The sequence below is a fragment of the Actinoplanes sp. NBRC 103695 genome (genome assembly GCF_030269485.1).
Lineage (GTDB): Bacteria > Actinomycetota > Actinomycetes > Mycobacteriales > Micromonosporaceae > Actinoplanes.
Genome location: NZ_BSTL01000035.1, coordinates 5,045 through 28,015, shown reverse-complemented (window position 1 = coordinate 28,015; position 22,971 = coordinate 5,045). Strand labels below are relative to the sequence as shown.

Below are 22,971 nucleotides of genomic sequence, written 5' to 3'. Positions count from 1 at the left end.
AGGAGACCGTGGTGGCGGGCCTGAGGGGGAGGAGACCGTGGTGGCGGATGTGACGGGGGGCGACCTCTATCACCTGTGGCGGGTGTCCGAGGTGCACCTGCCGCGGGTCGCGGACGTGTTCTACGACGCCAACCGCCTGATCGGCGGGCCGGGGAGGAACAGCGGCGACTCGTTCCGCGGCAACACGCCCGCCTACCCGGGCGCGTCGGTCATGACCAGCTCCGTCGGGGCGGCGTGGGAGGGCGTGCGAGCCGGCATCCAGGCCATGACCGAGCAGCTCGGCAGCACCGTGCTCGACGCGGCCCAAGGTGTCCGCGAGGCACGGCAGGCCTACCTCGACGTGGACACCGCGAACGCCGCGAAGTTCGACGCCTACCTGAAGAACCCGGCCAACCACGACCCCTCGGACGCGAACTCGAATCCGCCGGTCGCCGGTTCCGCCGACGACCCGGGCAAGCCGGTGCCGGAGTAACAGCCGTACCAGAACGGGGAATCTCATGTCCGGCGAAGTCACCACGCCCGCCGACCTGGCCGGCGGCGCCTACGAGGGCACCGTCCGCCAGCAGGCGAAGAAACTCCACGACGAGCTGATCAAGCAGACCATCGAGGACATGGAGTCCTGGATGAAGGCCGTGGAGAACGAGTGGGCCCAGGCGCATCCCGGTGAGCAGATGGGTCCGCCCATCCCACCCGAGGAGGTCCAGGGCTACCGGGTCAAAGTTCAGAACGAGTACTTCGAGTGGGTCATCCCGGCTTTTGAGCAGCGGCTGAAGCCCGACCCGGACGACCTCGACCCGGTCATCGACACCATGCGCACCATCGAGGGCATGTTCGAGGGCAGCGCGGACACCGCCGGGAACTTCACCGGCGCCAGTGCCGCGCTCGGCCGCATCAACGACGTCCGCGTCGAGATGGCCGGGTGGGAGGGCACGTTCAAGGACAACTTCATCGACAACTTCCTCACGCCGCTGCAGAGCGTGGTGCCCAACCAGCGCAAGCTGCTCAGCGTGGTCCGCGGCCAGCTCGAGTGCAACAAGATCATTTACGTGCGTTACCGCAAGGCCGTCGTCGAGCTCCTCAAGAAGAGCATCGACGCGGTCCAGATGCTCAACAACGCCCGCGACCCCAAGTCGGAGCTGTGGGGCACGCTCGTCGCCTGCGCGATCGGCACCGCCCTCGGCGCGGTGACCGGCGGCTGGGGCCTGGCCGCGACCGCCGTGCTGCTGGACGCGGGCGGCACCCTGGCCCAGGGACTGCTGCCCGACCCGCCGCCCACCAACGACCTCAGCGCCCCGACTGCCGCGGAGGTCGCGGTCAAGATCAGCGAGGCGTTGAACAAGCTGGACGCCGACACCTACGAGCAGGAGCGCATGGTCGCCGACGCGCTCAACGCCCTGGGCGCGATGCTCGAGGACAACCGCGCGACGTCCATCAAGGCCAACACGCCGGGCGCCTTCTCGGTCGCCGAACCCAAGCTCAACGAGGCGACGCCGGGCCAGATCACCGGGGGTTCGTTCCGTCCGGCGACCTGACCCCGTCGCGCGCTGAGAGACCGTTCGCGGTGAGGGTCCTGATCGGCCGTCGTGACCTCCGCCCGGTCGACGCCGACACAGCCCGAGCCGGTCACGCGGACCCGGACGGTACGCATGCCGTACGCCAGTTCACCCGTGTGTGACCGCCATGAGGGCGTCCGGGAAGGTGTGCCGCCAGTTGACGTAGTCGTGGCCGCCGGAGAACTCGGTGTAGCTCACCGCGTACCCCCGGGCGCGGAGCGCGTCTCTCATCTCCCGGCAGACGCTCAGCTGCGAGGGTGACCCGCCGGGGCCGGCCATCGTCTCCATCCGGCCGACGTCGAGGAAGATGCGCACGTCGGCCCGGGGGAGGCCGGGCACGTCGCGGATCAGCTGCCGTGGCTCGCCGTCGCCGGGCGCCGGCCACCAGAAGCTGCCCGAGTGCGCGATGACACCGGAGAAAAGATCGGGACGGCACAATCCGATGTACGCGGCGACGAGGCCACCGCGGGACATGCCGGCCACCACGTTGCCGCCGGTCGGCGAACCGATCCGCCACCTGTCGCGGGCCCACGGCAGCAACCGGTCGGCGATCAGGCTCTGGATTCGCGGGCCGGGCATCAGGTCGTCGTCGCGGCTCTCCTCGCGGGCGTGCACGAAGAGGGCGGTCATCGGCGGGACGCGGCCGGCGGCGATCAGGTTGTCCAGCGCGGTGGGCATGTGCATGACCGCCTGCGCCAGCCAGCCGTCGAACGCCACCAGCGTCGGAAGGCCGGCCGGGTCGGCTCCGTCCGGCCGGTAGACGGTGATCGGCAGCTCGTCCCCGGGGAGTCGTTCGGTGGTCAGCGTTCCGGCGGTCACCCCCGGGCGCGGCGTGTACCAGGCGTCGGCGGGCGCGTCCGGCAGCTCCAGCAGTGACAGGTAGCCGTCGGAGTCGCTGGGGTCGTACGGGTCCGCGGGGAATGCGATGACCCGGTCGTTGCCGGGGTCCAGATGCGACGGACCCTGGTACGTCCGCGCCGGCGGCGCCCCAGCGGCCTCGTCGTGCGTGAGGCAGTAGGTGGTGCGCAGGTCCCGCGGGAAGACCTGGGAGCCGTGCCAGACGTCGGTGCCGGGGATCCGGTCCAGCGGCACGTCGATGTTCCACCATGCCTTGGTGCTCTCGGCCTCACCGCGCCAGAGGAACGTGACCAGCACGTGGTCGTCGTCCCACGGCTCGACGAGGGGACTCCGATTGCCGGACTCGGCCCAGAACCGGTCCGGGTCCTCCAGCAGTCGCGCCACCAGCGGACTGCGCCGCGTATCGGACAAAGGAGAACCCCCGTCAACGAATGGTGATCAAGCCGCAACGCAGGGTTCCATAGGGGGCAACGCTCGGTCAACCCACGATCACGAATCAAAATTGATCGTCCGTAAAGCAACATCCGGTGACGCCGGGTCCACAACCAGACATGAACAGACGCCTCATCGCCATTCGCCACCTGACTGAACAGCAACCTCGGCGACGTGGCGCGGTTCGGCGACATCACGTACGCGTCATGATGTGCGGGTGGAGAGCCTGACCAAGAACCGGCAGACGCCAGACGTGCTCCGGGCGATGACCGAGCGGGCCTTCGGCCCGGAGCGGGGCCCCGACGAGATCTCCGAGCTGGGCCACGGCTGGTTCAACGTGGCGTACCGGCTGCGCCTGCGGGACGGCCGGGAGGCGGCGCTCAAGATCGCGCCGCCGGCGGCCGTCGAGGTGATGACGTACGAGCGCGGCGCGATGGCCACCGAGCTGGCCGCGCTCGACCTGATCCGGAAGAACTCGAGCGTTCCCGTGCCGGAGGTCTACTTCGCCGACCTCAGCCGGGAGCTGTGCGACGCCGACTGGTTCATGATGGAGTTCGTCCACGCCGACAACTACGGCATGATCCGGGACGACCTTCCGCGGGACGAGCACGACGCCTACGACGTTGCCCTCGGCGGCGCGACCCGGCAGCTCAACGAGATCCGCGGCGAGAGGTTCGGCCGGCTCGGCGGGCCGGGCACGGACAGCTGGCGTGCCTGCTTCACCGCGATGGTCGAGGACCTGCTGCGCGACGGCGAGCGGCGTGGGGTCGATCTGGGATTCGAGTACGACCGGATCCGCGCGCACGTGGCCGGGCGGAGCGACTGCCTGGACGCGGTGACCGAGCCGCGGTTCGTCGAGTGGGACCTCTATCCCAACAACGTGATGATCTCGGGCGGCCGGATCGTCAGCATCATCGACCATGAGCGGGCGTTCTACGGCGACCCGCTGATGGAGGCGATCTTCGTCGGCACGGAGCTGCCCGCCTTCGGCGACCCGTCGGCGTACCTGCGCGGCTACGGCAAGAACGAGCTCACCGCGGACGAACGCCGGCGCCGCCGCCTGTACAACGTGCACCTCGGGCTGATCCTGGTCATCGAGACGGCGTACCGCGGCTTCGGCGCCGACCACTACGACTGGGCCCGCAGCCGGCTGACGGAGGCCCTCGAGGAATAGCGGCCGGGCCGGGGGCCGCCGGATTGCCGAATGCCTGCCACCGGCAATTGCTCGGGTAGGGAATGGCGGAGTGTCGCCGAGGACAACGCGGATCTTCAACGGCTCGTCGCCGAACTCGTCCGACGGCCCGGGGATCATCCGGTCGGTCGACGGGGCGGCGACACGGAGGAGTGAAGCCGACTACCTCGGCCTGAACCTGGTCAGGGGAGTTCCAGCGACACCTTGATGCCGTCCAGGGCGTGCCCGCACGGGCAGGTGCGCTCGGCGGGCAGCCGGGTCACCGCGTCAAGCAGTACGTCACGCAGCCGGGCGGTGTTGTCGGCGAACACCTTGAACACCTCGTCCATCGTCACCCCGTGATCACCCTCGACCCCCGCGTCCAGGTCTGTCACCAGGGCGATCGCGGTGTAACAGAGGGCCAGCTCGCGGGCCAGCACCGCCTCCGGGTGTCCGGTCATGTTCACGATCGTGCCGCCGATCGAGGTGAACCAGCGGGACTCCGCCCGCGACGAGAACCGCGGACCCTCCACGACCACCATCGTGCCGCCGTCGACCGCGGCGACCGGCTCGGCGGCGGCCAGCACCGCCGCCCGCCCCGCGGGGCAGTACGGGTCCGCGAACGACACGTGCACCGCGCCCTCGTCGAAATACGTCTGCACGCGCCCGCTCGTACGGTCGATCAACTGGTCGGGAACCACGAACGTGCCCGGACCCAGCTCCGGCCGCAGGCCGCCGACCGCACAGGGAGCGACCACCTGGCGCACGCCGAGCGACCGCAGCGCCCACAGATTCGCCCGATAGGGAATCCGATGCGGCGGAAACCGATGATCCTTGCCATGCCGTGGCAGAAAGGCGACACGACGCCCGCCCACCTCGGCCAGGGTGATCCGGTCCGACGGAGCACCGTAGGGCGTGGACACCTCCACCTCGTGAGCGTCGTCGAGCAGTGCGTAAAGGCCGGAACCGCCGATCACGCCGATCTCTGCCGCTGAGGGTGGATGGTTCATGCGCAGACCTTATCGGTGGCCGACAGCAGCGGCTATCGTGCGATGCATGGCGTTGCTCTCACTCACTCCGCCTCCTGCCCCGCGCGACGTGGCAGGCGCGCCGCCGCCTGCCACCAATGCCGTGGCGGGTGCGCACCGGAGGCATCGTGCATAGCGAGGGTCAGCGAATCGGAGGTCGGTCGATGGAGTCGATGACCGGCCAGTTACTGGTTGCGACTCCGACGCTCAAGGACCCCAACTTCGACCGTACGGTCGTGCTGCTCGTCGCCCACGAGACCGGCGGCGCGCTGGGCGTGGTCCTCAACCGAGCCACCGAGGTGCCGGTCGCCGAGGTGCTCGGTGCCTGGGGCGAGCTGGCCGGTGACCCGGCGGTCCTGTTCGAGGGCGGCCCGGTGCAGCCCGAGTCGGCCATCTGCCTGGCCCGCACCCGTCCCGAGGTCAAGAAGCGGCTGACCGGTTTCCATCAGGTCAGCGGCGCGCTCGGCACGGTCGACCTGTCCGCCGACCCCGACCGCCTCCGCGACAGCGTGGCCGGCATCCGCGTCTTCGCCGGCTATTCCGGCTGGTCGCCCGGCCAGCTCGAGGACGAGATCTCGTCCGGGTCCTGGTTCGTCTTCGACGCCCTCCCCGGCGACCCGTTCGTCACCCGCCCGGACGACCTGTGGGGCATGGTCCTGCGCAGGCAGGGCGACATCCTGGCCGCGGTGGCCCACTTCCCGCCCGATCCGAGCCTGAACTGAACCCCTCCCGCCCGCGGGGCTCGGGGAGGTGTGTACTATTCCGGAAGTGCCCAGGGAGACCTGAGGCGCTTAGCAAGGGGCTGTGGCGCAGCTGGTAGCGCACCACACTGGCAGTGTGGGGGTCAGGGGTTCGAGTCCCCTCAGCTCCACCCCGTTTGAGCAGGGAAAACGCACCATCCAACTCTCCAAGTTGGGTGGTGCCAATTTTTTTGCGCACACATGTGCACACCTCATGATCTTGAGGTGCGGTAGGCGCCTTGCCGCCGAAGAGCCGTACTGTAGTGCTTGAACAGGCTCTGAGCTGCGGAAACGTCCCAGGATCAGGAACCTTGGCCGTCGTGTGAGCCTCCAGGCGGGCTGTCTGAATGCTGGGCGGCAGTGGCCCAAATCACATCTGGGTCCTGCGGGAACTTCAGCCTGGGAGGCCTCCCGCCGGCGTTGCTGGCCGCCTCGGGGGCCGGCCGCTCATCTTCAACGAGACAGCCTCGGGCAGCCGCAGTTAGGGCCTCCGCGCCTGTCTCTGGCCTCTCGCGTCGGCAAGGCTCGGAAGAGCCAGCAGCAACCTTCCTCAAGGCTCCGACTGGCAACCGCAGACACCTTCGTAACGGTGCGCAGCCCCACGGCCGGCCTATGGCTGCACCGCGGGGCGTTCATACGACTAACTCCAATTACGCGAATGACCAGCATCGGGAAGCGCCTGACTCCCACAACAATTTCTGTGGGGGTCGCCCCTCCCTGGCTGCAATAAAACTGCGGCCTGGCTCTCAAGGACTCTATCCCAGCGGCGACTACGCCGCCAGCGGCCCGACAGTTCTGAATCTTCTATGGCGCGCAGTAACTCAATGGGGACTAAGTGAATAGCACACCAGAAACCCTCTCGAAAGCAATGGCATGGTTCGATGCGGGCTGCTCTGTGATTCCCATCCGTGCAGATGGGAGCAAGGCTCCTCTCGTCCCAACCAAGCTCGGCCTGTACCAGGACGACGAGCAGCATCGCCGGGTCTGGGCCGTCCCGGCCTACCTGCAAGGATAGTTCCGCGGAAGATTCCGGCAGCGGTGAACCGGGCCGCTCACCAAGCCGTGTAAGGCAGCGAATCCGCATGTGATTCACACCGGTGCCGGCCGGTCAGGTGTCGCATGCGATGCTGCGCACTGGCGATGGAACAGTTTGCCTGGTGGGGCCGATGCTGCGATCGCTCAGGGTGGCATCCGGCTGGCCCTGGTTCTCTGCGCGGTGGTGCGTTCGGCCCTCCGGCCGGGTCAGCCGTGGATCGAGGGCCAGGCCAGTCCACACAATGGCGTCGTGTCGCCCTCACCCACGTCCGGCAACGCGCCTGAAGACGTCTCCGATGCGGCGTCCATTCATGGGCGATTCATCTCGGGTGAGAGCGAAGATGGTCCGTACGTGGCGGAGACGGAGGCGGATGTCGCCGCCCTGCGTCACTTTCAGCAGGTGCACGCATCGGTCCTGCTCAGCTTTTTGACCCGGCTGACCCGGGGCGACGTTCAGCGGGCCGAGGACATCGCGCAGGAGACGTTGCTGAGGGCCTGGCAGCACCCGGACGTGCGGAACGCGGATGGGCACTGGAACCGGCCATGGCTGTTCACTGTGGCCAAGCGCCTCCTCATCGACCAGCGGCGGTCGGCCGACGTCCGGCCGGCGGAACTTCCGATCACGTTCATCGAGGCGCAACCCGACCCGGACGACGCCGTCGAACGCATGCTCGACGCGCGCGAGGTGCAGGCCGCTCTCGACTCACTGCCCGAGCGGTGGCGAAGCACCCTCGTCGAGCTCCACTTCCGCGATCATTCGGTGGCCGAGGCGGCCCACGCCCTCGAGGTCCCGGAGGGAACGATCAAGTCACGTACCTTCCACGCCGTGCGGGCACTCCGGGCAGCACTCGTCAGCCGGGGATTCGAGTTCAACCCGCGGCCGCGGGGCGATACATCGGACGGCGGGTCAAAAAACTTGACGTCCTTGAACCGGCGGTCTCTCTGAGCCGTCAAGTTCGCGACGAACCACACCCGGAACGACGAGACCAAGAGTGAGCCGATGAACGCACTAGCCATCGTCCGTGGCTGCCCGTGGCGACGAGTCATGCCGAAGACCGGCCGTCAGCGCCTCGAAGTCATGGCACTCGTCCTGATCATCATCGGTTGCGCCGGGGCCGGACTCGATGCGGCCGCAACGGCGGACCCGGACAAGCTGGAAGGCAAGCCGGTGCCCGCCGCCGACGTCGCCGCCGTGGTCGAGGCGGCACTCTCCTGCCCGGCGCTCAACCCGCCCAAGGTGGCCGCCCAGGTGATGGCCGCCTCTGCCTTCTCGGCCACAGCCAAGCAGGTCGTCGGCCTCGACAACGACGCCTGGGGCGAATGGCGGCCGTCAACCGACGCCAGCCGCGGCGACCGGCGGGCCAACATCCTGGCGCTCGGTCACCGCACCTGCGCGAACGTGGGACGTCTCCGTGCCGCCAAGCTCGACGGCGACCTGTGGCCGGCCGCTGTCGCGGCCGAGCAGGCCGGAATCAAGAAGGAAGACGGTACGAGCTGGAACGGCTACTGGGTCGAGCAGACGAACCGACACGACAACCAGAGGGATCAGAAGTGGCGATTCGTGAAGCAGTGACGCCTGCCGGGTCCGGCGGGCGGGGACGCTGATCGGCGTGCCGGGCCTATCCGACCCTCCCGGCCGGGACGGACACGTGACCGAACTGCTCGGTCCGCATCATCTGGGTGCCCTGAGCTTGGTGGAGAGCGATGCGGTAGACAGGCACCTGCGCGGTCTGCCGGGCCGCCGACGTGGAGGTGTGCGAGGTCTTGGCCGCCCTCGCACTGCTCGATGCCGACAGCGCACCAGGATCGGACGGGACGGGCATCTCGGCTGGTCCCGCCAAGAGGCGGGGCCGGCCCGGCTCCGTTCGGTTGCGCCCGCCCGGGCCGTCGGCATCCCGCGGTCCGGGCCACCGCGGCCGGACCCAGCGGATCGCACTCATGCGGACCGCCCTGGCGCTGTCCGTCTTGCTGTTCGCCGGGTTCGGCACCTTGTTCGTGGTGGGCCCGCTGACCGGTGCCGGCTCACCGGGGCTGATGACGGTGGCCGTCACCGGGCACGAGTGGACGGCGAGGTGCCGGGCAAGCTGGCCGACCTCGACCTGGTGCGGATCCGAACAGTCGGCGGCCCACCGGTGGTGACGGTCTACCTGCACCGTCCGGCCAACTGATGAGCCGAGCGCAACCGGCACCAGAACCCGCCTTGGACGACGATAAGGGGAAGTGGCGAATGTCCTGGATTACTCGGTCGGTGGGTGGGGCCTGCCTCGCGGTGGGCGTTATGGCGGCGGTGATCGGCGGAGCGGCCGCACCGGCGTCGGCCGGCGACGACTACGTGAAGTACTACGTGGTCAATTCGTCTTACCAGGGCAAACCGGAAAACCTCACCGAGATAGCCGGCCGGTTCCTGGGTGACGGCGCCCGTTCGGTGGAGATCTTCAACCTCAACAGCGGGCGCAAACAACCGGATGGCGGGCGGCTGACCGATGCGTCGAGCCTGCGTGCCGGCTGGGTGCTGTCGCTGCCGTGGGACGGATACGGCGATGAAGTGAAGTACGGCGTACTCCCCGACAAAGTGCCGTCGGCGCCGACCAAGCCCAAGCCGAAGAACGACCGGGAGAAGTCCGCGCCCAAGTCGCCTCCGAAGGTGCCGCAGGCGCAGGTGGGCGCCGCTTCCAAGGTGCCGAGCAAACCACCGAAGCAGCCACGAGCGTCGAAGAAGGGGCCTTGCGCGACCGGGGGGTCGGGCGGCCGCTCGGATTGGGCGAGCCTGCGCCTGGCGGCCGAACGGGCTTGGCCGCAGAGCCGCGGCAAAGGACAGCGGGTCGCAGTGATCGATTCCGGTGTGGACGGTAGCCTCGCGCCACTGAGCGGGCACGTCGCGGTCGGCATGGACATCGTCAACGGCAGCGGCCGTGGCGACACCGACTGCCTCGGGTCGGGCACCGCGATGGCCGGGTTGATCGTGGGCCAGCAGGGCGGGGGCGCCGGAGTCAAGGGCGTCGCGCCGGATTGCATCGTCATGCCGGTCCGGGTCACCGGCGCTGACGCCAAGGCGCAGCCGGCCGACGGCGCGTCAGCCATCGAGGCCGCGGTCGGTGCTGGTGCGACTGTCATCGCCTTGGGCAAGTACGTCGATACCGCCAAACCCGAGGTGGCCAAGGCCATGATGGCGGCCGTGGACCGGGACGTCGTCGTCGTCAGCGGTGCCTCGCTGGGCTCCGTGCCGATCAACCCGGATGCGAAGATCGGCGCCGGGGTGTTGCGGGTGGCCGGGGTCGGCATGGACAGCCAGCGTGCCGCGGACTACCGCAGCGGTGGCATCGACGTGGTGGCGCCCGGGATCAATGTGAGCAGCATCGGAATCACCGGCGTGGGGTCGGTCGCCGGCAGCGGCACCGAGTATGCGGTCGCCCTCACCGCCGGCGTCGCCGCGCTCGTCCGTGCCGCCTACCCTGACCTGACCGCGCAGCAGGTCGCGCAGCGCCTGAAGCTGACATCCGACAAGCTGAGTGACAGTCCGCCGCCGGATGGCCGGTTCGGCTGGGGCATGATCAATCCGGCTGCCGCGGTGACGAAGGTGTTGCCGCAGGAGGTCGCGAACACCGATGGCGCGCCGCGTGAGCATGCCGGGAAGCTGATTTCCGGCTCGTCCGGCACGCGTTCCACGCTGCTGGCCGTCGTCACGCTGGTCGCCCTGGCCGCCGCCCTGCTGCTGGTCTTCCGGATCCGCCGTCTGCTGCGGGACCAATCCGATGAGGACGATGACGACGGCGGCGGCCCCGGTCCGGTAGCCACCGCACCGCCGGCCTACGCCGGCCACCTGCCACCGGCCGCCGCACCCCTGGCTCCGACGGTTTCCCGCAAACCGGAACATGAAGCGCCGCCGGTCGAGGACGAGCCGGACAATGGCGCTCCGGTGACGGTACCGGCCGGTCAGCCCCGGGACGATGAGGCCGAGGCCGCGCCGAAGGCATCGGTCGGAGGCAGGTCGTCTCAGCAGCGTCCCGAAACGCCATGACTGCCAGCCGCCCGGGGCCGCCGGTGGTGATGCCGCCGAGGGATACCGGCAATCCGTCCGCCGATCTGGAGCAGCGCAACAGCTTCGTGCGCGCGTTCGTCGAGTACGCCGCCGAGGTGCCGGCCAGTGAACGGCTGACAGTGCGCTGGCCGACGCTCATGACGGTCACGGCGCTGGTCGCGGTCGGTGCGGTCGTGGTGGGTGTGTTCTGGAGCTTGATCCACCCGCTGCGGCCAGGGGAGCAGGGTCCGCAGGGACAGAAGGTGAAGCCTCCGGCGCCGAAGGTCGTCAACTGGGCGAGTGTGGCCGGCTGGGACTGCGCGGCCGCCGCGGACCGGGGGTTCACCGCGGAAGGGCGGGACGGTGACTGGCGTACCGCGAGTACCGGCGGTTGGACCCAGGACGGCTGCCACGGAACCTATGCCGTCGTGCCGCTGGAAGTGATGCGCGAGAAGGGATCCCGCCGGTCGGCTCTCTGGTGGTTCAAGCCCCCCAAGGAAGCGAGAACCTGCCGCATCGCGGTGCACGTACCGGCGGCGCCGGGCATCGTACCGACCGGGACGGTCGGCTATTCGGTGTCCGGGTCCGGGGGTGCGGTGTACGCCAGCTTCACCATCGATGTCTCCCGCCAGGCGGGAGCCTGGGTCGAGGCCGGCTCCTTCCCGGTCCAGAACGAGCTGACAGTGAGTCTGGACGCCGCGAAGAGCCGGGGCCGATCGGACGGCCGCCTGTTGCTGGGGCAGATGAAGGCGGATTGTCATGCCTGACAGCCGAGCCGGTACGCCGGTACCGGGCAGTGTGGAGTCGGGCATCACCGCGACCGGCCGGATGGAACGGGTCAGCACCCGCGCTTGGAGCCGGCATCGGACGATCGGGTCGGCGGTGCGGGCGGCCAAGGCTGGTTCCGTCGTATCGGTGGCGCCCGGCGTCTATCGGGAACGGCTGGTGCTCGACCGGTCCGTCACGATCGTCGCCGAGGAGGGCGGCGGTGCGGTCGAGCTGACCTCGACGGAAGGCCCGGTGCTGGCGGTGCGGGCCGGCACGGCGGTGGTGCGGGGACTGACGGTACGCGGTCTCCAACCGGACCAGGCGGCGGTGACGGTGACCGGAGGCCACCTGACCCTGGACGGCGCGACCGTCATCGGAGGTTCGGTCGAGGCCAGCGGTGCGGCGACGCTGGCCCTGCGGTCGTCCGCGATCGAGGACACCGCGGCGATCGGCCTCGCCGTGCTCGACGGCGCGGAGGTGAAGGCAACCGACCTGAGGCTGGAGCGGGCGGAGGGCTCAGGGGTCGTGGCCGTCGGAGCCTCCCGGATCGAGCTGCTGAAGACCACACTCAACGAAGTGGCGGGGATCGGCGTCCGCATCGCGAATACCGCGGTCGGCGTACTCGACCATTGCGACATCGGACGCGTCGGATCGGCAGCCGTCGAGCTGACCGGAGCCGGGCAGGTGTGGTTGCGGGACACCGCCATCCATGACGTACGCGGCGACGGCGTCCGGATTCGTGGCGGCGCGCCCTTCCCGGCCGGCTGGTGGTCCGACCTGCCGCTGCTGCGGCTGCCCGAGTCCGGTCCGGGCGATCCGGGTACCGAGGGCGGGGTGCGGCTGGAACGGTGCCGGGTCAGCCGGACCGAGGGTGCGGGTGTCCAGCTCAGCGAAGCCGCCCAGATGGTGATGACCGACACCGACCTCGAACGAACCGGAACGGTGGCTCTGATCGCCACAGGCGATTCACGGACCGCGGTGGTCGACACCCGGATCACCAACAGCGTGCAGACCGCGCTGGCGGTTCAGGACGATGCCCAGGTCCACGTCATCAGCGGCAAGATCCTCGATTCCGCGGCCAACGCCGTGTACGTAGCTGGTGGCCGGCTGATGCTCCAGGACTGTGAACTGCGGCGGTCCGGCCTGACCGCGGTCCACGTCCTGGGCAACGCATCAGTCACGATGGCCGGTTGCGTTGTCGCCGGAACCCCGGAGATCGGCATCCGGGCGATTGACCGGGCACTACTGCGCGTGCAAGGCGGTGCCGTCGAGGGCGCCGAGCTTCAAGGCGTACAGATCAGTGCGACCGCCGACGCGGTGCTCGAAGGACTGACCATCACCGGCGGCAACGTGGGCGTGCGCGTCGACACTCCGCACCGGCCTCTGCTCCGCGACTGTGAGATCCGCGATGTCACTCAAACCGGTATCGAGGTCGCCGCCGGCGCCGCGCCCACCGCGGTCAATGTACGAGTCTCGAACAGCGGCGCGGCCGGGATCTTCCTCGACGAGGGAGCCGAGCCGAGGCTGGAGAACTGCACTGTGACCGGAGCCGGAGGCAGCGGCATTGCGATCTGGTCCGGGGCCCGGCCGACGATCTCGGCGACACGCGTGTCGAAGTGCGCGAAGAACGGAATCTATTTCGGCGCCGGCGCGCACGGGACGCTGACCGACGTCGAGATCTCGAACACCGAATACCCGGCCGTCTACCTCGGTTCGAAGGCGGATCCGGTGCTGGTGCGCTGCCACGTGCGGGACGCCGCCGAGGACATCAGCGCGGCCGACGACGCCGACGCGACCTTCGAGCAATGCTGGAGCGCCGGCGTCGCGTCCGCGACCTTCCCCGCTTCCGCCGACCCATCTGCCCGCACGTTGCCCGGGCCGGTCCCGCCGGCCGCAACCGCGGAGCCGGCCGCGCCTGAAGGCTCGGTCACCGGGACGGCGCCCGGGGCGGTCGACCTGGATCGGCTGCTGGCCCAGCTCAACGGCCTGGTCGGGTTGACCCGGGTGAAACGGGACGTGGGCACGATGGTCAAGCTGGTGCAGATGGTCAAGCGGCGCCGTGAGGCGGGGTTGTCGCCGCCACCGATGTCGCGCCATCTCGTCTTCGCCGGCAATCCGGGAACCGGCAAGACCACTGTGGCCCGGCTCTACGGCCAACTCCTGGCCGAACTGGGCATGCTGTCCAGCGGCCATCTGGTCGAGGTCGACCGGGGAACCCTGGTCGGCGAGTACGTGGGACACACCGCACCCAAGACCCAGGCGGCGTTCCGCCGGGCCATGGGTGGGGTGCTGTTCATCGACGAGGCGTACGCGCTGGTGCCGGAGGGACATGGGAACGACTTCGGGCACGAGGCCATTTCCACCCTGGTGAAACTGATGGAAGACCACCGGGAGGAAGTCGTGGTGATCGTGGCCGGATACCCGGAGCACATGAAGCACTTCATCGCCGCGAACCCGGGCCTGTCCTCACGGTTTTCCCGCACGCTGACCTTCGACGACTACTCCGCCGGTGAGCTGGTGGAAATCGTCGAGACGCAGGCTCGCGAACACGATTACCGCCTGTCCGAGGCGGCCCGGACGGCTCTGTGGGACAAGTTCGTCGCGGTGGACCGAGCCGAGGGCTTCGGTAACGGGCGGTTTGCCCGCAAGGCCTTTCAGCAGATGACCGAGCAGCATGCCGGTCGCGTCACCGAGCTGCCCGATCCGACCAACGAGCAACTGAGCACCCTGGAACCGAGCGATCTCGCCGACTTCGACGTCGACACTCGAGGCTGAGGAGAACCATGTCCCGCCTGGCATTCCACCGCCCTGCTCGGTTTCTCCTGCCCGACCTGCCGACCGATCGGGTGGTCCTGCCGACCCCGCCCGAGGAGCCTCAGGAGCATCCGCAGAACAACGCCTGGTCACTCGTTCTGCCGTTGCTCAGCAGCGTCGGCATGGCCGCCTACATGGTCACCTTCGGCCGGCCGGCCATGATCATCATCGGGGTGCTGTTTTTCGTGACTTCGGCCGGCGCGGTGATCGCGATGCGGTTCAATCAGCGCAGTGTGGTCGGCAAGACGGCCCGCAAGCAGAGGGCACGCTACCGCGCCCACCTCAAGTTGTCCCGGGACAGCGCGCGCGTGGTGGCGGCCAGCCAGCGCATGGTGGCCGCACTCGCGAATCCCGAACCGGCCCGGCTCTGGTCGATCGCCACCACCCGGCACCGGGTCTGGGAGCGTCGCCAGGAGGACAACGACTTTCTGCATGTACGGCTGGGTAGCGGCGCCGTCCAACTGGCCACGCCGATGCAGATCGACGACAGGCTCGACCCGCTCACCGACTACGACTGGGAGTCGCTGGAGTCGGCCACCAAGCTCATCGACCGGATGGGCCGGGTGGACAACCAGCCGATGGTCGTCGACGTGGGCAGCGCCGGGGTGATGAGCCTGGTCGGCGGAAGCGCGCGGACCCAGCCGCTGCTGCGCGCCCTGCTCTGCCATATCGCCGTGCTGCATGCCCCGGACGACGTCACGATCGCCGTCGAGACAGGCAAGTCCCCGGAATGGGACTGGGCGAAGTGGCTGCCGCACACCTTCGAGCCGCGGGTACGCGGTGAGGCCGGCACCGTGTCCCTGGTGACGCCCGAGCCCGAACTGCTGGTTCCGTTCCTCGCCGGCGAGCTGGCTCAGCGGTCCGATGCCCAGAACCGCAACCGGCTGCAGGCCCCCGGCAGCTCGGCCCCGCGCATGCGGCGCCTCATCGTGGTGTTCACCGAGTTCGCCCCGGTATCCGAATGGGGCCGCTCCGACCTGATGCGCGCCTTGCTCAACACCGCGGGACCGAACTACGGCATCACGTTGATCTTCCTCGCCGACCGGGACGCCGATGAGCCCAGCCGGGTCGACCTGCGGATCCGGGTGGACGGCCGCGGAGAACTGGTCACCGAAGGCAACCTCGGCCTGGTCACGGCCCCCGCACTGGCCTGTGCACCGGACGCGGTCACGCCCGACTTCGCCGAGCTGATCGCCCGCCGCCTGGCCCCGCTACGGCTCAGTGACGAACGCGAGCAGGTGCTCGCCCGGATCGGCTCGCTGAGCGAGATGGTTCTGGGACCCGACCCGTTCAACGTGCCAGTCGATGGTCGCTGGGTCGGGCCGACCGATCCGAACCTGATGCGAACCCCGATCGGCACCAACGGTGACGGCGAGGTCGTCGTCCTGGACCTGAAGGAATCCGCCCAGGGCGGATCCGGGCCGCACGGCCTGATCGTCGGCGCCACCGGTTCTGGCAAGAGCGAGCTGTTGCGTACCCTCGTCACGGGTCTGGCCCTGACGCACCCACCGGAACTGCTCAGTTTCGTCCTCATCGACTTCAAGGGCGGCGCCGCCTTCGCGCCGCTGGCCAACCTGCCGCACGTCGCCGGCCTGATCACCAACCTGGTCGACGACGCGGCCATGGTCGACCGGGTGCTCGCGGCGCTGCTGGGCGAGCAACAACGGCGCCAGCAGGCCCTGCGCGACGCCGGGAACGTCGACACCATCCGCGAATACCAGATCCGGCGGGCCTCCGGCGCCAAGGACCCCGACGGTCAAGAGCTTCCGCCCCTGCCGTACCTGCTGATCATCGTCGATGAGTTCAGCGAACTGCTCTCCGGACGGCCCGACTTCGCCGACCTGTTCACCCAGATCGGCCGGGTCGGCCGCTCGCTCGGCATGCACCTGCTGATGGCCACCCAGCGGCTCGAGGAAGGCAAGCTGCGCGGGCTCGACTCGCACCTGTCGTACCGGATCTGCCTGCGCACCTTCAGCGCCGCCGAGAGCCGGGCGGTGATCGGCACCACCGACGCGTACAAGCTGCCGCCGATCCCCGGCTCGGCCTACCTCAAGGTCGACGAGTCGATCTACGAACGCCTGCGCGTCGCGCACATCTCCACCCCCTACCTCAGCGTGGACGAACGGATCGCGGCCAGCGGCGCCGAGCGACGCACCCTGGTGCCGTTCGACATCCGGACCCCGACCGAGCAGATCGAGCACGAGCCCAGTGAAGCCGAACTGCGCGCACGGACCGGGCCCACCGAGCTGAACGTCCTGGTCGACCGGCTCAGTTCGGTCACCTCGCAGGTGCACCAGGTCTGGCTGCCGCCGCTGCCCAGTGCGCTCGCCCTCGACCACGTCGTCGGGCCGCCGGGGCCGCAGGAGAACCGCGGTTACACCGCCGGCCTGTGGCCGATGAACGGAACGCTGTCGGTGCCGCTCGGACTGCTCGACCTGCCGCTCCGGCAACAACAGGAAACCCTGGTGATGGATTTCGGCGGGGCGCACGGTCACATCGCCGTGGTCGGCGCCCCCCGCACCGGGCGCAGCACGGCGTTGCGCACCATCATGCTCTCCACGATGCTCACCCACACACCGGACGAGGCGCAGTTCTACTGCATCGACTTCGGCGGCGGCACCCTGCACCCGTTCGCCCAGGCGCCGCACGTCGGCACCGTCGCCGGACGGCACGACGGCGAGCTGATCAACCGCATGCTCAGCGAGATCAGAAACCTGGTCCTGGTCCGCGAGCAACTGCTGCGCTCACTCGGCCTCGATTCCATCAGCGACCTGCGAGAGCAGCGCCGGGCCGGCAAGCTGCCGTCCGGCGTACGCGCCGCCGACGTCTTTCTGATCATCGACAACTGGGGCGCCCTGCGCGGCGAGCTCGAGCACGCCGAACCGATCATCGCCGAGGTTGCCGCCCGGGGCCTCGGCGCCGGCGTACATCTGGTCCTCACCGCGAGCCGCTGGCAGGAGATCCGCCCCGCCCTGCGGGACAGCATCGGCACCCGGATCGAGTTGCGCCTCAACGACCCGGTCGACTCGGAGATCAACCGCCGGATCGCCGCCCGGGTGCCGGCCAATGTAGCCGGCCGGGGAATCACCGCGCCCGGCGCCTTCTTCCAGATCGTCCTGCCCCGGCTGGACGGCCAGGACACGGCCGAGGGGTTGCGAGAGGCCCAGAACGAAAGCCTGGCGCAGATCAACAGCCACTGGACCGGGGCCCATGCACCCGAAATCCGCATGTTGCCGAGAAATCTTCTGGTCACGGAGCTCGAGGCCGAGCCCGGCAGCGTCGCGGTGCCGATCGGCCTGGCCGAGCCGGAGATGTCCACCGTCAGCCTCGACCTTACCGGCCAGGACCCACACTTCCTGGTGTACGGCGACGCCGGCTCCGGGAAATCGACAATGCTGCGTACATTCCTCACCGGCCTCACCGAGCGCACCTCGCCGTTCGACGTCCGGGTGGTGCTGTTCGACTACCGGCATGCCCTGCTCGACGTGGTTCCGGAGGAACACCTCGGCGCCTACGCGGGCGACGCCAACAGCGCCCAGGTCTATGTGCAACAGGTCGTCGAGAAGTTGCAGGAACGCATGCCACCCCCCGGCATCAGCCAGGCGCAGCTCCGGGCCCGGGACTGGTGGGAGGGCACCGAGATCTACGTGGTCGCCGACGACTACGACATGATCGGCACCGGGCCGCAGTCACCGCTGTACCCGCTGGCCCAGTTCGTCCCGCAGTCCCGCGAAATCGGTCTGCACCTGGTGCTGAGCCGCCGGGTGGCCGGCGCCGCCCGGACCATGAACGACACGTTGGTGACCCGTGTCCGGGACATGGGGGCGCATGGGCTGGTGCTCTCCGGCGACCACCGGGAAGGACCCGTCCTGGGCGATGAACGCGCGGCCCAGCGTCCACCCGGCCGTGGTGTCCTGGTCCGCCGGGGCAGTCCCAGCCGCCTCATCCAGGTCGCGACGACCGCCGACGCCGAACCGACCGGCTGACGAACTCATCCGTACGAAAGGAAAACGCCCATGGCGAAGGAACAGAGCCGGATCACCGTCGTCGGTCCCCAGCGGCGCGTCGATCTCGCGGTGCCGGCGACCACACCCATCGGCGAGTACGCGCCTAGCCTGGCCGAGATGTGCGGGGCCGACGAATCACCGACGATGCCGCCGGCCTGGTCCCTGGCCCCCGCCGACGCACCCGCGTTCCCCATCGAGGCGACCCTGGGCGACCTCGGCGTACTCGACGGCCAGGTCCTCTACCTGCGGGACACTGCGGTCGAGCCGGGCGACCCACCCGTCGTCATGGACGTCGACGAGGTGGTCGCCGACGAGACCGAACGAATGCGGCGACGGCGGATGCACGCCGGGCCGGTCGTCCTCGGTTTCGGCCTCGCCTGGCTGCTGAGCGCCGCCGTCCTGGCCGGCTGGCGGGTCTCGGTAAGCACCGGGTCGGCGATCGCGCTGTTGCTGACCGGCCTGGCCCTGATGGGCGTCGGCTGGGGCCTGCGCCAGCGCCCCTCCGCGGTCCCCGACTGGCTGCTGACCGTGGTCGTGCTGCTCGCCATGCCCTGCCTGGCGGTGTCCGGCCTGCTGATCGCCGATGACATCGCCGGGGCTGGGCTCCGGTGGGCGGGCGCCGTCGCCGGCGCGAACCTGGCCGCGCTGATGGCCCTCGCCGCCACCCCCGGGGTGGTTCTGCTGGCCGTGGAGGCGCAGCTGGTCATCGCCGGGATCCTCGTACCACTCCTGATCGGTCTCGAGGCCGACCACATCGAAGCCGCAGCCCTGGTCGCCGCGGTCGCGGCCGCTCTGACGGCCGTCTCTCGCCGGCTCGCCGCGATGCTGACCGTGTGGGGCACGCGGATGCCGAAGGGCCGCCGCGCCGCCGCCGAGGCCACGACGAACCTGGTGGCGTACTCCGGACGGCTGTGCGCGGTCGTGCTGGCCGGGCCCACGATCGCACTGGTCATCACGCTGCCCGTGTTGGCTCTGTCCGGCCAGGCCTTCGCGGTCGCTGTCGCGACCACGCTCACGGTGGCGATGCTGGTACGGGCGCGGCAGGCCGCCTTCACCAACGAGCTGCTGATGTCCGGCGGTGTCGCCATGGCCGGCCTGTTCTCCCTGTTCACCCCGATCTCGGCGGCGATCGGGGCGACTGGGGCCGCGGGCGAGGTGCTGCTGCTCGTCGGAGGCGGGACCGTGGCGGCCATCGGGATCGGCATGAGCCTGCTGCTGGCTGCGCCGGCCGACCAGCCGGTGCCGGATCCGAACCAGCCCCGCAAGCCGCGCAAACGGACCCGGGCCGAGGTCATGGGCGGGATCACCGCGGTGGCGGTGGCACCGCTGACGGTCGGCGTCTTCGGCGTCTACGGCGACCTGATCTGGCTCGGGCGCACACTGTTCTGAGGCTGCTTCACACTCAAGACCGCTTCATCCTCAGGGGGCCTCGCTCTGCGGCGGCCTCGCTCTCAGAGGGCGGTTTGTGAGCTTTCCGTAGTTCGTCATCGCTCGATGTCGTGACCTTCGAGCTGCGCCGATGTCGGATCGGTGGGCGTGCTGGTTGAGCAGGTCATGGGCGAGCGGAAGGCGTATCCCAGCGACCTCACCGATGAGCAGTGGGCGGTGGTGGGCCCGTTTCTGGACGCGTGGAAGGCAAAGCATCCGTCGGTATCGGGGCATCAGGGCCGCTACTCGTTGCGGGAGATCCTGAACTCGATCTTCTATCAGAACCGGACCGGCTGTCAGTGGGCTTATCTGCCGCATGACTTGCCACCGAAGTCCGCAACCTATTACTACTTCGCGTTGTGGCGTGACGACGGCACCGACCAGGCCATTCACGATCTGCTGCGCTGCCAGGCAAGGGAGAAAGCCGGCCGCCGGGAGGATCCGTCCGCGATCATCTTGGACACCCAGTCGATCCGCGCCGCGAACCATGTTCCGGCCGCCACGACCGGCAAGGACGCCGGGAAGAAGGTGCCAGGCCGTAAGCGGGGGCTGGCCGTCGACGCTCTGGGGCTGATCATCGCGGTGGTGGTGACCGCGGCGTCGGTCACCGACACCGTGATCGGGGTTCGCCTGCTCGACAAGGTCGTCGAGCACACCCCGACGGTCACCCGGGCGTGGGTGGACGCCGGGTTCAAGCACGACCTGGGCATCCACGGTGCTGTGCTTGGTGTCGACGTCGAGGTGGTCAAGCGATCCGACACCAGGCCCGGGTTCGTGCCGATCGCGAAACGGTGGGTGGTCGAGCAGGTCAACGGCACGTTGATGCTGCACCGGCGTCTCGTGCGTGAGTACGAGAGCCGCCCGGAGTCGTCGGTGTCGCGCACGCTGTGGGCATCGGCGGCCAACCTCGTGCGCCGGTTGACCGGCACGAGCACACCGTCCTGGCGGTGATCGGGCGTGAACACCACGACCGTTCTCGACCTGATCGCCGCCCGTGAGGCGGCCTCGTCGGCTGCCCGCGACGAGTTACTCCAGCAGCAGGCCAAGCTCGCCGCCGAGGTGGCCGCCATCGAGGCAGAGCTGGCCGACCTGGCCACCACCCGCCAGACGCTGACCAAGATCCTCGAAGATGAAGTGACCGCATCCGAGCCGGCCGTCATCAGCGAGCCCTACCAGCAGATCCTCGCCGTGTTCACCCCCGACCGCGGTGGCCTGCGCGCCAAAGACGTGTGCCGTGTACTCGGCATCGGCACCGAGCCCAAAGACACCGAAGGCATCCGGGCCAAGCTGAAACGCCTGGTCAACCGGCAAATCCTGACCGAGAGTCAACCCGGCCTATTCACCCTCAACCCGGAACGGACATAACCTTCCGGACCGCCCTCTCAGGCGGCTGAGGACGGGCGTCGGCTGTGCGAGAAGTGGCCCAGCTCGATGGCCATGCGGGTCAGATCAGCCTTGTTGTTGACGTTGAGCTTGGCGCGGATCCGTTTGGCGTACGTGTTGACAGTCGCCTGTGACAGGCCCATCCGGGTGGCGATCTGTGAGTGGGTGAAGCCCGACGCGATCCACCGCAGGGTTTCGATCTCCCGCGGAGCCAGGCCGCTCTGCTCATCGGTGTCCCGGTTGGCCAGCTCCATCTGGAACTGCCCGAGCATTCGCGGGCAGAGATAGAAGCCGCCCCGCACGATCACCCGCATCGCGTCCCGCACGTCCCGCTGCTCGGCCGACCGGCTGATGCAGCCGCGGGCACCGGCCCGGACGGTGGCGAGCACTGTGGGCGAGCCGCTCCACTGGGAGATCACCAAAGGCTGCCCCAGCTCGGTCACCTCGACCACTTCGTCCACGGTGGTCACATCCATCTGCGGGATGCTGAGGACGACCACGTCGTACCGATCCGTGGTCTTGTGTAGCTCAGCCACCGAACCCACGGTGGCGACGACCCGCATGGTGGCGTCGTCCGAAGCCAGCTTTTCCAGACCCGCCCGGGTGATCGGGTGGTCCGCGACGACGGCAACTGTGAACACGAGCTCCTCCATGGCTTTCCTCGGCGTGCAGGAGAGGTCAGCGACAACGACGGGCAGGGGAAGTCCCCGGTTCACGGCCGGCGCGGAAACCCGAAGAAATCGCAAGCTCGTCCCCCGAAGAAGGGCTTGGCAGCCCCGCCCGGACGCTTCTTAGCCTTCGATCGCAGCAGTCTGTGCATCCCGAGGAGGCGTTGTGACCGCAGGTGAAATGACTCGGACCCGGCCGGATGGCTCGGTCGTCACGTACGCCGAGGACGGCCACGTGATCCGGCAGCGGACACCCGACGGATCGGTCTTCGACGACTTCGACAGCGCGGGCAACCCGGGTCACGCCCTCCTCCCGAGCCGCGACGGCCAGCCGCAGACGTCGGTCGACATCACGTATGAGGGAAAGCAGAGCACCTGGCACTACCCGGACTCCACAGTGACCCGAGACGCCGACGGCGCGGTGATCCGCCAGGAGACCTCCGACGGCACTGTCTATGACCGGTTCACCGAGGACGGCAACCCGTCGCACGCGATTTTGCCCGACCACGCGGGCACGGTCGACATCACCTACCAGCACGGTACGAGCACCTGGGCGTACAGCGACGGCAGCACGATCGTCCGTGAAAGCGACGGAGACGTCCTACGCCAGCAGACCGCCGACGGCACAGTCTTCGACCGCTTCTCCCCGGACCATCGGCCCACCCACGCAACCCTCCCCGACCACGCGGGCACTGCCGAGATCAGCTACCGGGGTGACAACAGCACCTGGTCATATTCGGATGGTACGAGGGTTGATCGGGGTGCTGATGGTCATGTGACGCATATGCATTCGGGTGATGCTGATTTTGATCGGTTTACTGCGGATGATAAGCCGGCGCATGGGGTGGTTGCGGGGCGGGATGGTGAGCCTGCTCAGGAGGTGACCATTTCCTATGATGATGGTGGTGGGTCGACGTGGTCGTATAAGGATGGTACGACGGTTGATCGGGGTGCTGATGGTCATGTGACGCATATGCATTCGGGTGATGCTGATTTTGATCGGTTTACTGCGGATGATAAGCCGGCGCATGGGGTGGTTGCGGGGCGGGATGGTGAGCCTGCTCAGGA

General features: G+C 69.0%; 18 protein-coding genes and 1 tRNA gene. 15 read left to right on the top strand and 4 right to left on the bottom strand.

Annotation, left to right across the window (positions count from 1 at the left end; genetic code table 11):
* Positions 1–40 precede the first annotated feature (40 nt).
* Both QSK31_RS41125 and QSK31_RS41120 read left to right on the top strand, forming a co-directional pair.
* Positions 41–472 (top strand): hypothetical protein, encoded by a 432-nt coding sequence (locus QSK31_RS41125; RefSeq protein WP_285690291.1) that lies wholly within the window; start codon positions 41–43, stop codon positions 470–472.
* 25 nt (positions 473–497) lie between these two features.
* Positions 498–1,532: a hypothetical protein gene (locus tag QSK31_RS41120; protein WP_285690290.1), complete on the top strand. Its 1,035-nt coding sequence runs from the start codon at positions 498–500 to the stop codon at positions 1,530–1,532.
* Positions 1,533–1,661: 129 nt separating this feature from the next.
* Here QSK31_RS41120 and QSK31_RS41115 read toward each other — a convergent pair whose 3' ends face one another.
* Entirely contained in the window at positions 1,662–2,795 is a 1,134-nt protein-coding gene (locus tag QSK31_RS41115; RefSeq protein WP_285690289.1) for an alpha/beta hydrolase, read from the bottom strand.
* A gap of 265 nt (positions 2,796–3,060) precedes the next feature.
* Here QSK31_RS41115 and QSK31_RS41110 point away from each other — a divergent pair, with 265 nt between their 5' ends.
* Positions 3,061–4,017: a phosphotransferase family protein gene (locus QSK31_RS41110; protein WP_285690288.1), complete on the top strand. Its 957-nt coding sequence runs from the start codon at positions 3,061–3,063 to the stop codon at positions 4,015–4,017.
* A gap of 200 nt (positions 4,018–4,217) precedes the next feature.
* Here QSK31_RS41110 and QSK31_RS41105 read toward each other — a convergent pair whose 3' ends face one another.
* Entirely contained in the window at positions 4,218–5,024 is an 807-nt protein-coding gene (locus QSK31_RS41105) for an S-methyl-5'-thioadenosine phosphorylase (RefSeq protein ID WP_285690287.1), read from the bottom strand.
* A gap of 182 nt (positions 5,025–5,206) precedes the next feature.
* Between QSK31_RS41105 and QSK31_RS41100 the strand changes: the two genes are divergently transcribed.
* From QSK31_RS41100 to QSK31_RS41085, 4 genes are all read left to right on the top strand, one after another.
* Positions 5,207–5,764 (top strand): YqgE/AlgH family protein, encoded by a 558-nt coding sequence (locus QSK31_RS41100; RefSeq protein ID WP_285690286.1) that lies wholly within the window; start codon positions 5,207–5,209, stop codon positions 5,762–5,764.
* Positions 5,765–5,840: 76 nt separating this feature from the next.
* Positions 5,841–5,913 (top strand) — tRNA-Ala (locus QSK31_RS41095).
* A 1,256-nt stretch (positions 5,914–7,169) separates the two neighbouring features.
* Entirely contained in the window at positions 7,170–7,763 is a 594-nt protein-coding gene (locus QSK31_RS41090; RefSeq protein WP_285690285.1) for a sigma-70 family RNA polymerase sigma factor, read from the top strand.
* A gap of 99 nt (positions 7,764–7,862) precedes the next feature.
* Complete coding sequence (locus QSK31_RS41085) at positions 7,863–8,390, top strand: hypothetical protein (RefSeq protein ID WP_285690284.1); 528 nt, start codon at positions 7,863–7,865, stop codon at positions 8,388–8,390.
* Between the two features lie 46 nt (positions 8,391–8,436).
* On the opposite strand, the gene QSK31_RS41080 is transcribed toward QSK31_RS41085, so the two are convergent.
* Positions 8,437–8,868, bottom strand: a complete 432-nt coding sequence (locus QSK31_RS41080) for a hypothetical protein (RefSeq protein ID WP_285690282.1) — start codon at positions 8,866–8,868, stop codon at positions 8,437–8,439.
* A 227-nt stretch (positions 8,869–9,095) separates the two neighbouring features.
* On the opposite strand from QSK31_RS41080, the gene QSK31_RS41075 reads away from it, so the two are divergent.
* From QSK31_RS41075 to QSK31_RS41045, 7 genes are all read left to right on the top strand, one after another.
* Positions 9,096–10,835, top strand: a complete 1,740-nt coding sequence (locus QSK31_RS41075; protein ID WP_285690280.1) for a S8 family serine peptidase — start codon at positions 9,096–9,098, stop codon at positions 10,833–10,835.
* A complete protein-coding gene (locus tag QSK31_RS41070) occupies positions 10,832–11,602 on the top strand; it encodes a hypothetical protein (protein WP_285690279.1) in 771 nt (256 codons plus the stop codon). Before QSK31_RS41075 ends, QSK31_RS41070 begins: the two co-directional genes overlap by 4 nt.
* Positions 11,595–14,378: a right-handed parallel beta-helix repeat-containing protein gene (locus QSK31_RS41065; RefSeq protein ID WP_285690278.1), complete on the top strand. Its 2,784-nt coding sequence runs from the start codon at positions 11,595–11,597 to the stop codon at positions 14,376–14,378. The genes QSK31_RS41070 and QSK31_RS41065 overlap by 8 nt, the downstream gene beginning before the upstream one ends.
* An 8-nt stretch (positions 14,379–14,386) precedes the next feature.
* A complete protein-coding gene (eccCb, locus tag QSK31_RS41060) occupies positions 14,387–18,403 on the top strand; it encodes a type VII secretion protein EccCb (protein ID WP_285690277.1) in 4,017 nt (1,338 codons plus the stop codon).
* Between the two features lie 30 nt (positions 18,404–18,433).
* A complete protein-coding gene (locus tag QSK31_RS41055) occupies positions 18,434–19,813 on the top strand; it encodes an EsaB/YukD family protein (protein WP_285690276.1) in 1,380 nt (459 codons plus the stop codon).
* Between the two features lie 165 nt (positions 19,814–19,978).
* Positions 19,979–20,803: an IS5 family transposase gene (locus QSK31_RS41050; RefSeq protein ID WP_352244547.1), complete on the top strand. Its 825-nt coding sequence runs from the start codon at positions 19,979–19,981 to the stop codon at positions 20,801–20,803.
* Between the two features lie 6 nt (positions 20,804–20,809).
* Positions 20,810–21,217 carry a hypothetical protein gene (locus tag QSK31_RS41045; RefSeq protein WP_285690274.1) on the top strand — a complete coding sequence of 136 codons (408 nt, stop codon included), beginning with the start codon at positions 20,810–20,812 and terminating at the stop codon, positions 21,215–21,217.
* Positions 21,218–21,234: 17 nt separating this feature from the next.
* Here QSK31_RS41045 and QSK31_RS41040 read toward each other — a convergent pair whose 3' ends face one another.
* Complete coding sequence (locus QSK31_RS41040) at positions 21,235–21,876, bottom strand: response regulator transcription factor (RefSeq protein WP_285690273.1); 642 nt, start codon at positions 21,874–21,876, stop codon at positions 21,235–21,237.
* A 193-nt stretch (positions 21,877–22,069) separates the two neighbouring features.
* Between QSK31_RS41040 and QSK31_RS41035 the strand changes: the two genes are divergently transcribed.
* Positions 22,070–22,971, top strand: a 902-nt coding sequence (locus tag QSK31_RS41035; protein WP_285690271.1) for a hypothetical protein, incomplete at its 3' end; no start/stop codon positions are given.

Excerpts from the sequence above, each read along its gene's own strand:
- QSK31_RS41085 (WP_285690284.1), top strand. The coding sequence starts at position 7,863 with ATGCCGAAGACCGGCCGTCAGCGCCTCGAAGTCATGGCACTCGTCCTG.
- QSK31_RS41070 (WP_285690279.1), top strand. The coding sequence starts at position 10,832 with ATGACTGCCAGCCGCCCGGGGCCGCCGGTGGTGATGCCGCCGAGGGAT.
- QSK31_RS41120 (WP_285690290.1), top strand. The coding sequence starts at position 498 with ATGTCCGGCGAAGTCACCACGCCCGCCGACCTGGCCGGCGGCGCCTAC.
- QSK31_RS41065 (WP_285690278.1), top strand. The coding sequence starts at position 11,595 with ATGCCTGACAGCCGAGCCGGTACGCCGGTACCGGGCAGTGTGGAGTCG.
- QSK31_RS41055 (WP_285690276.1), top strand. The coding sequence starts at position 18,434 with ATGGCGAAGGAACAGAGCCGGATCACCGTCGTCGGTCCCCAGCGGCGC.
- QSK31_RS41050 (WP_352244547.1), top strand. The coding sequence starts at position 19,979 with ATGGGCGAGCGGAAGGCGTATCCCAGCGACCTCACCGATGAGCAGTGG.
- eccCb (WP_285690277.1), top strand. The coding sequence starts at position 14,387 with ATGTCCCGCCTGGCATTCCACCGCCCTGCTCGGTTTCTCCTGCCCGAC.
- QSK31_RS41075 (WP_285690280.1), top strand. The coding sequence starts at position 9,096 with ATGGCGGCGGTGATCGGCGGAGCGGCCGCACCGGCGTCGGCCGGCGAC.
- QSK31_RS41100 (WP_285690286.1), top strand. The coding sequence starts at position 5,207 with ATGGAGTCGATGACCGGCCAGTTACTGGTTGCGACTCCGACGCTCAAG.
- QSK31_RS41105 (WP_285690287.1), bottom strand. The coding sequence starts at position 5,024 with ATGAACCATCCACCCTCAGCGGCAGAGATCGGCGTGATCGGCGGTTCC.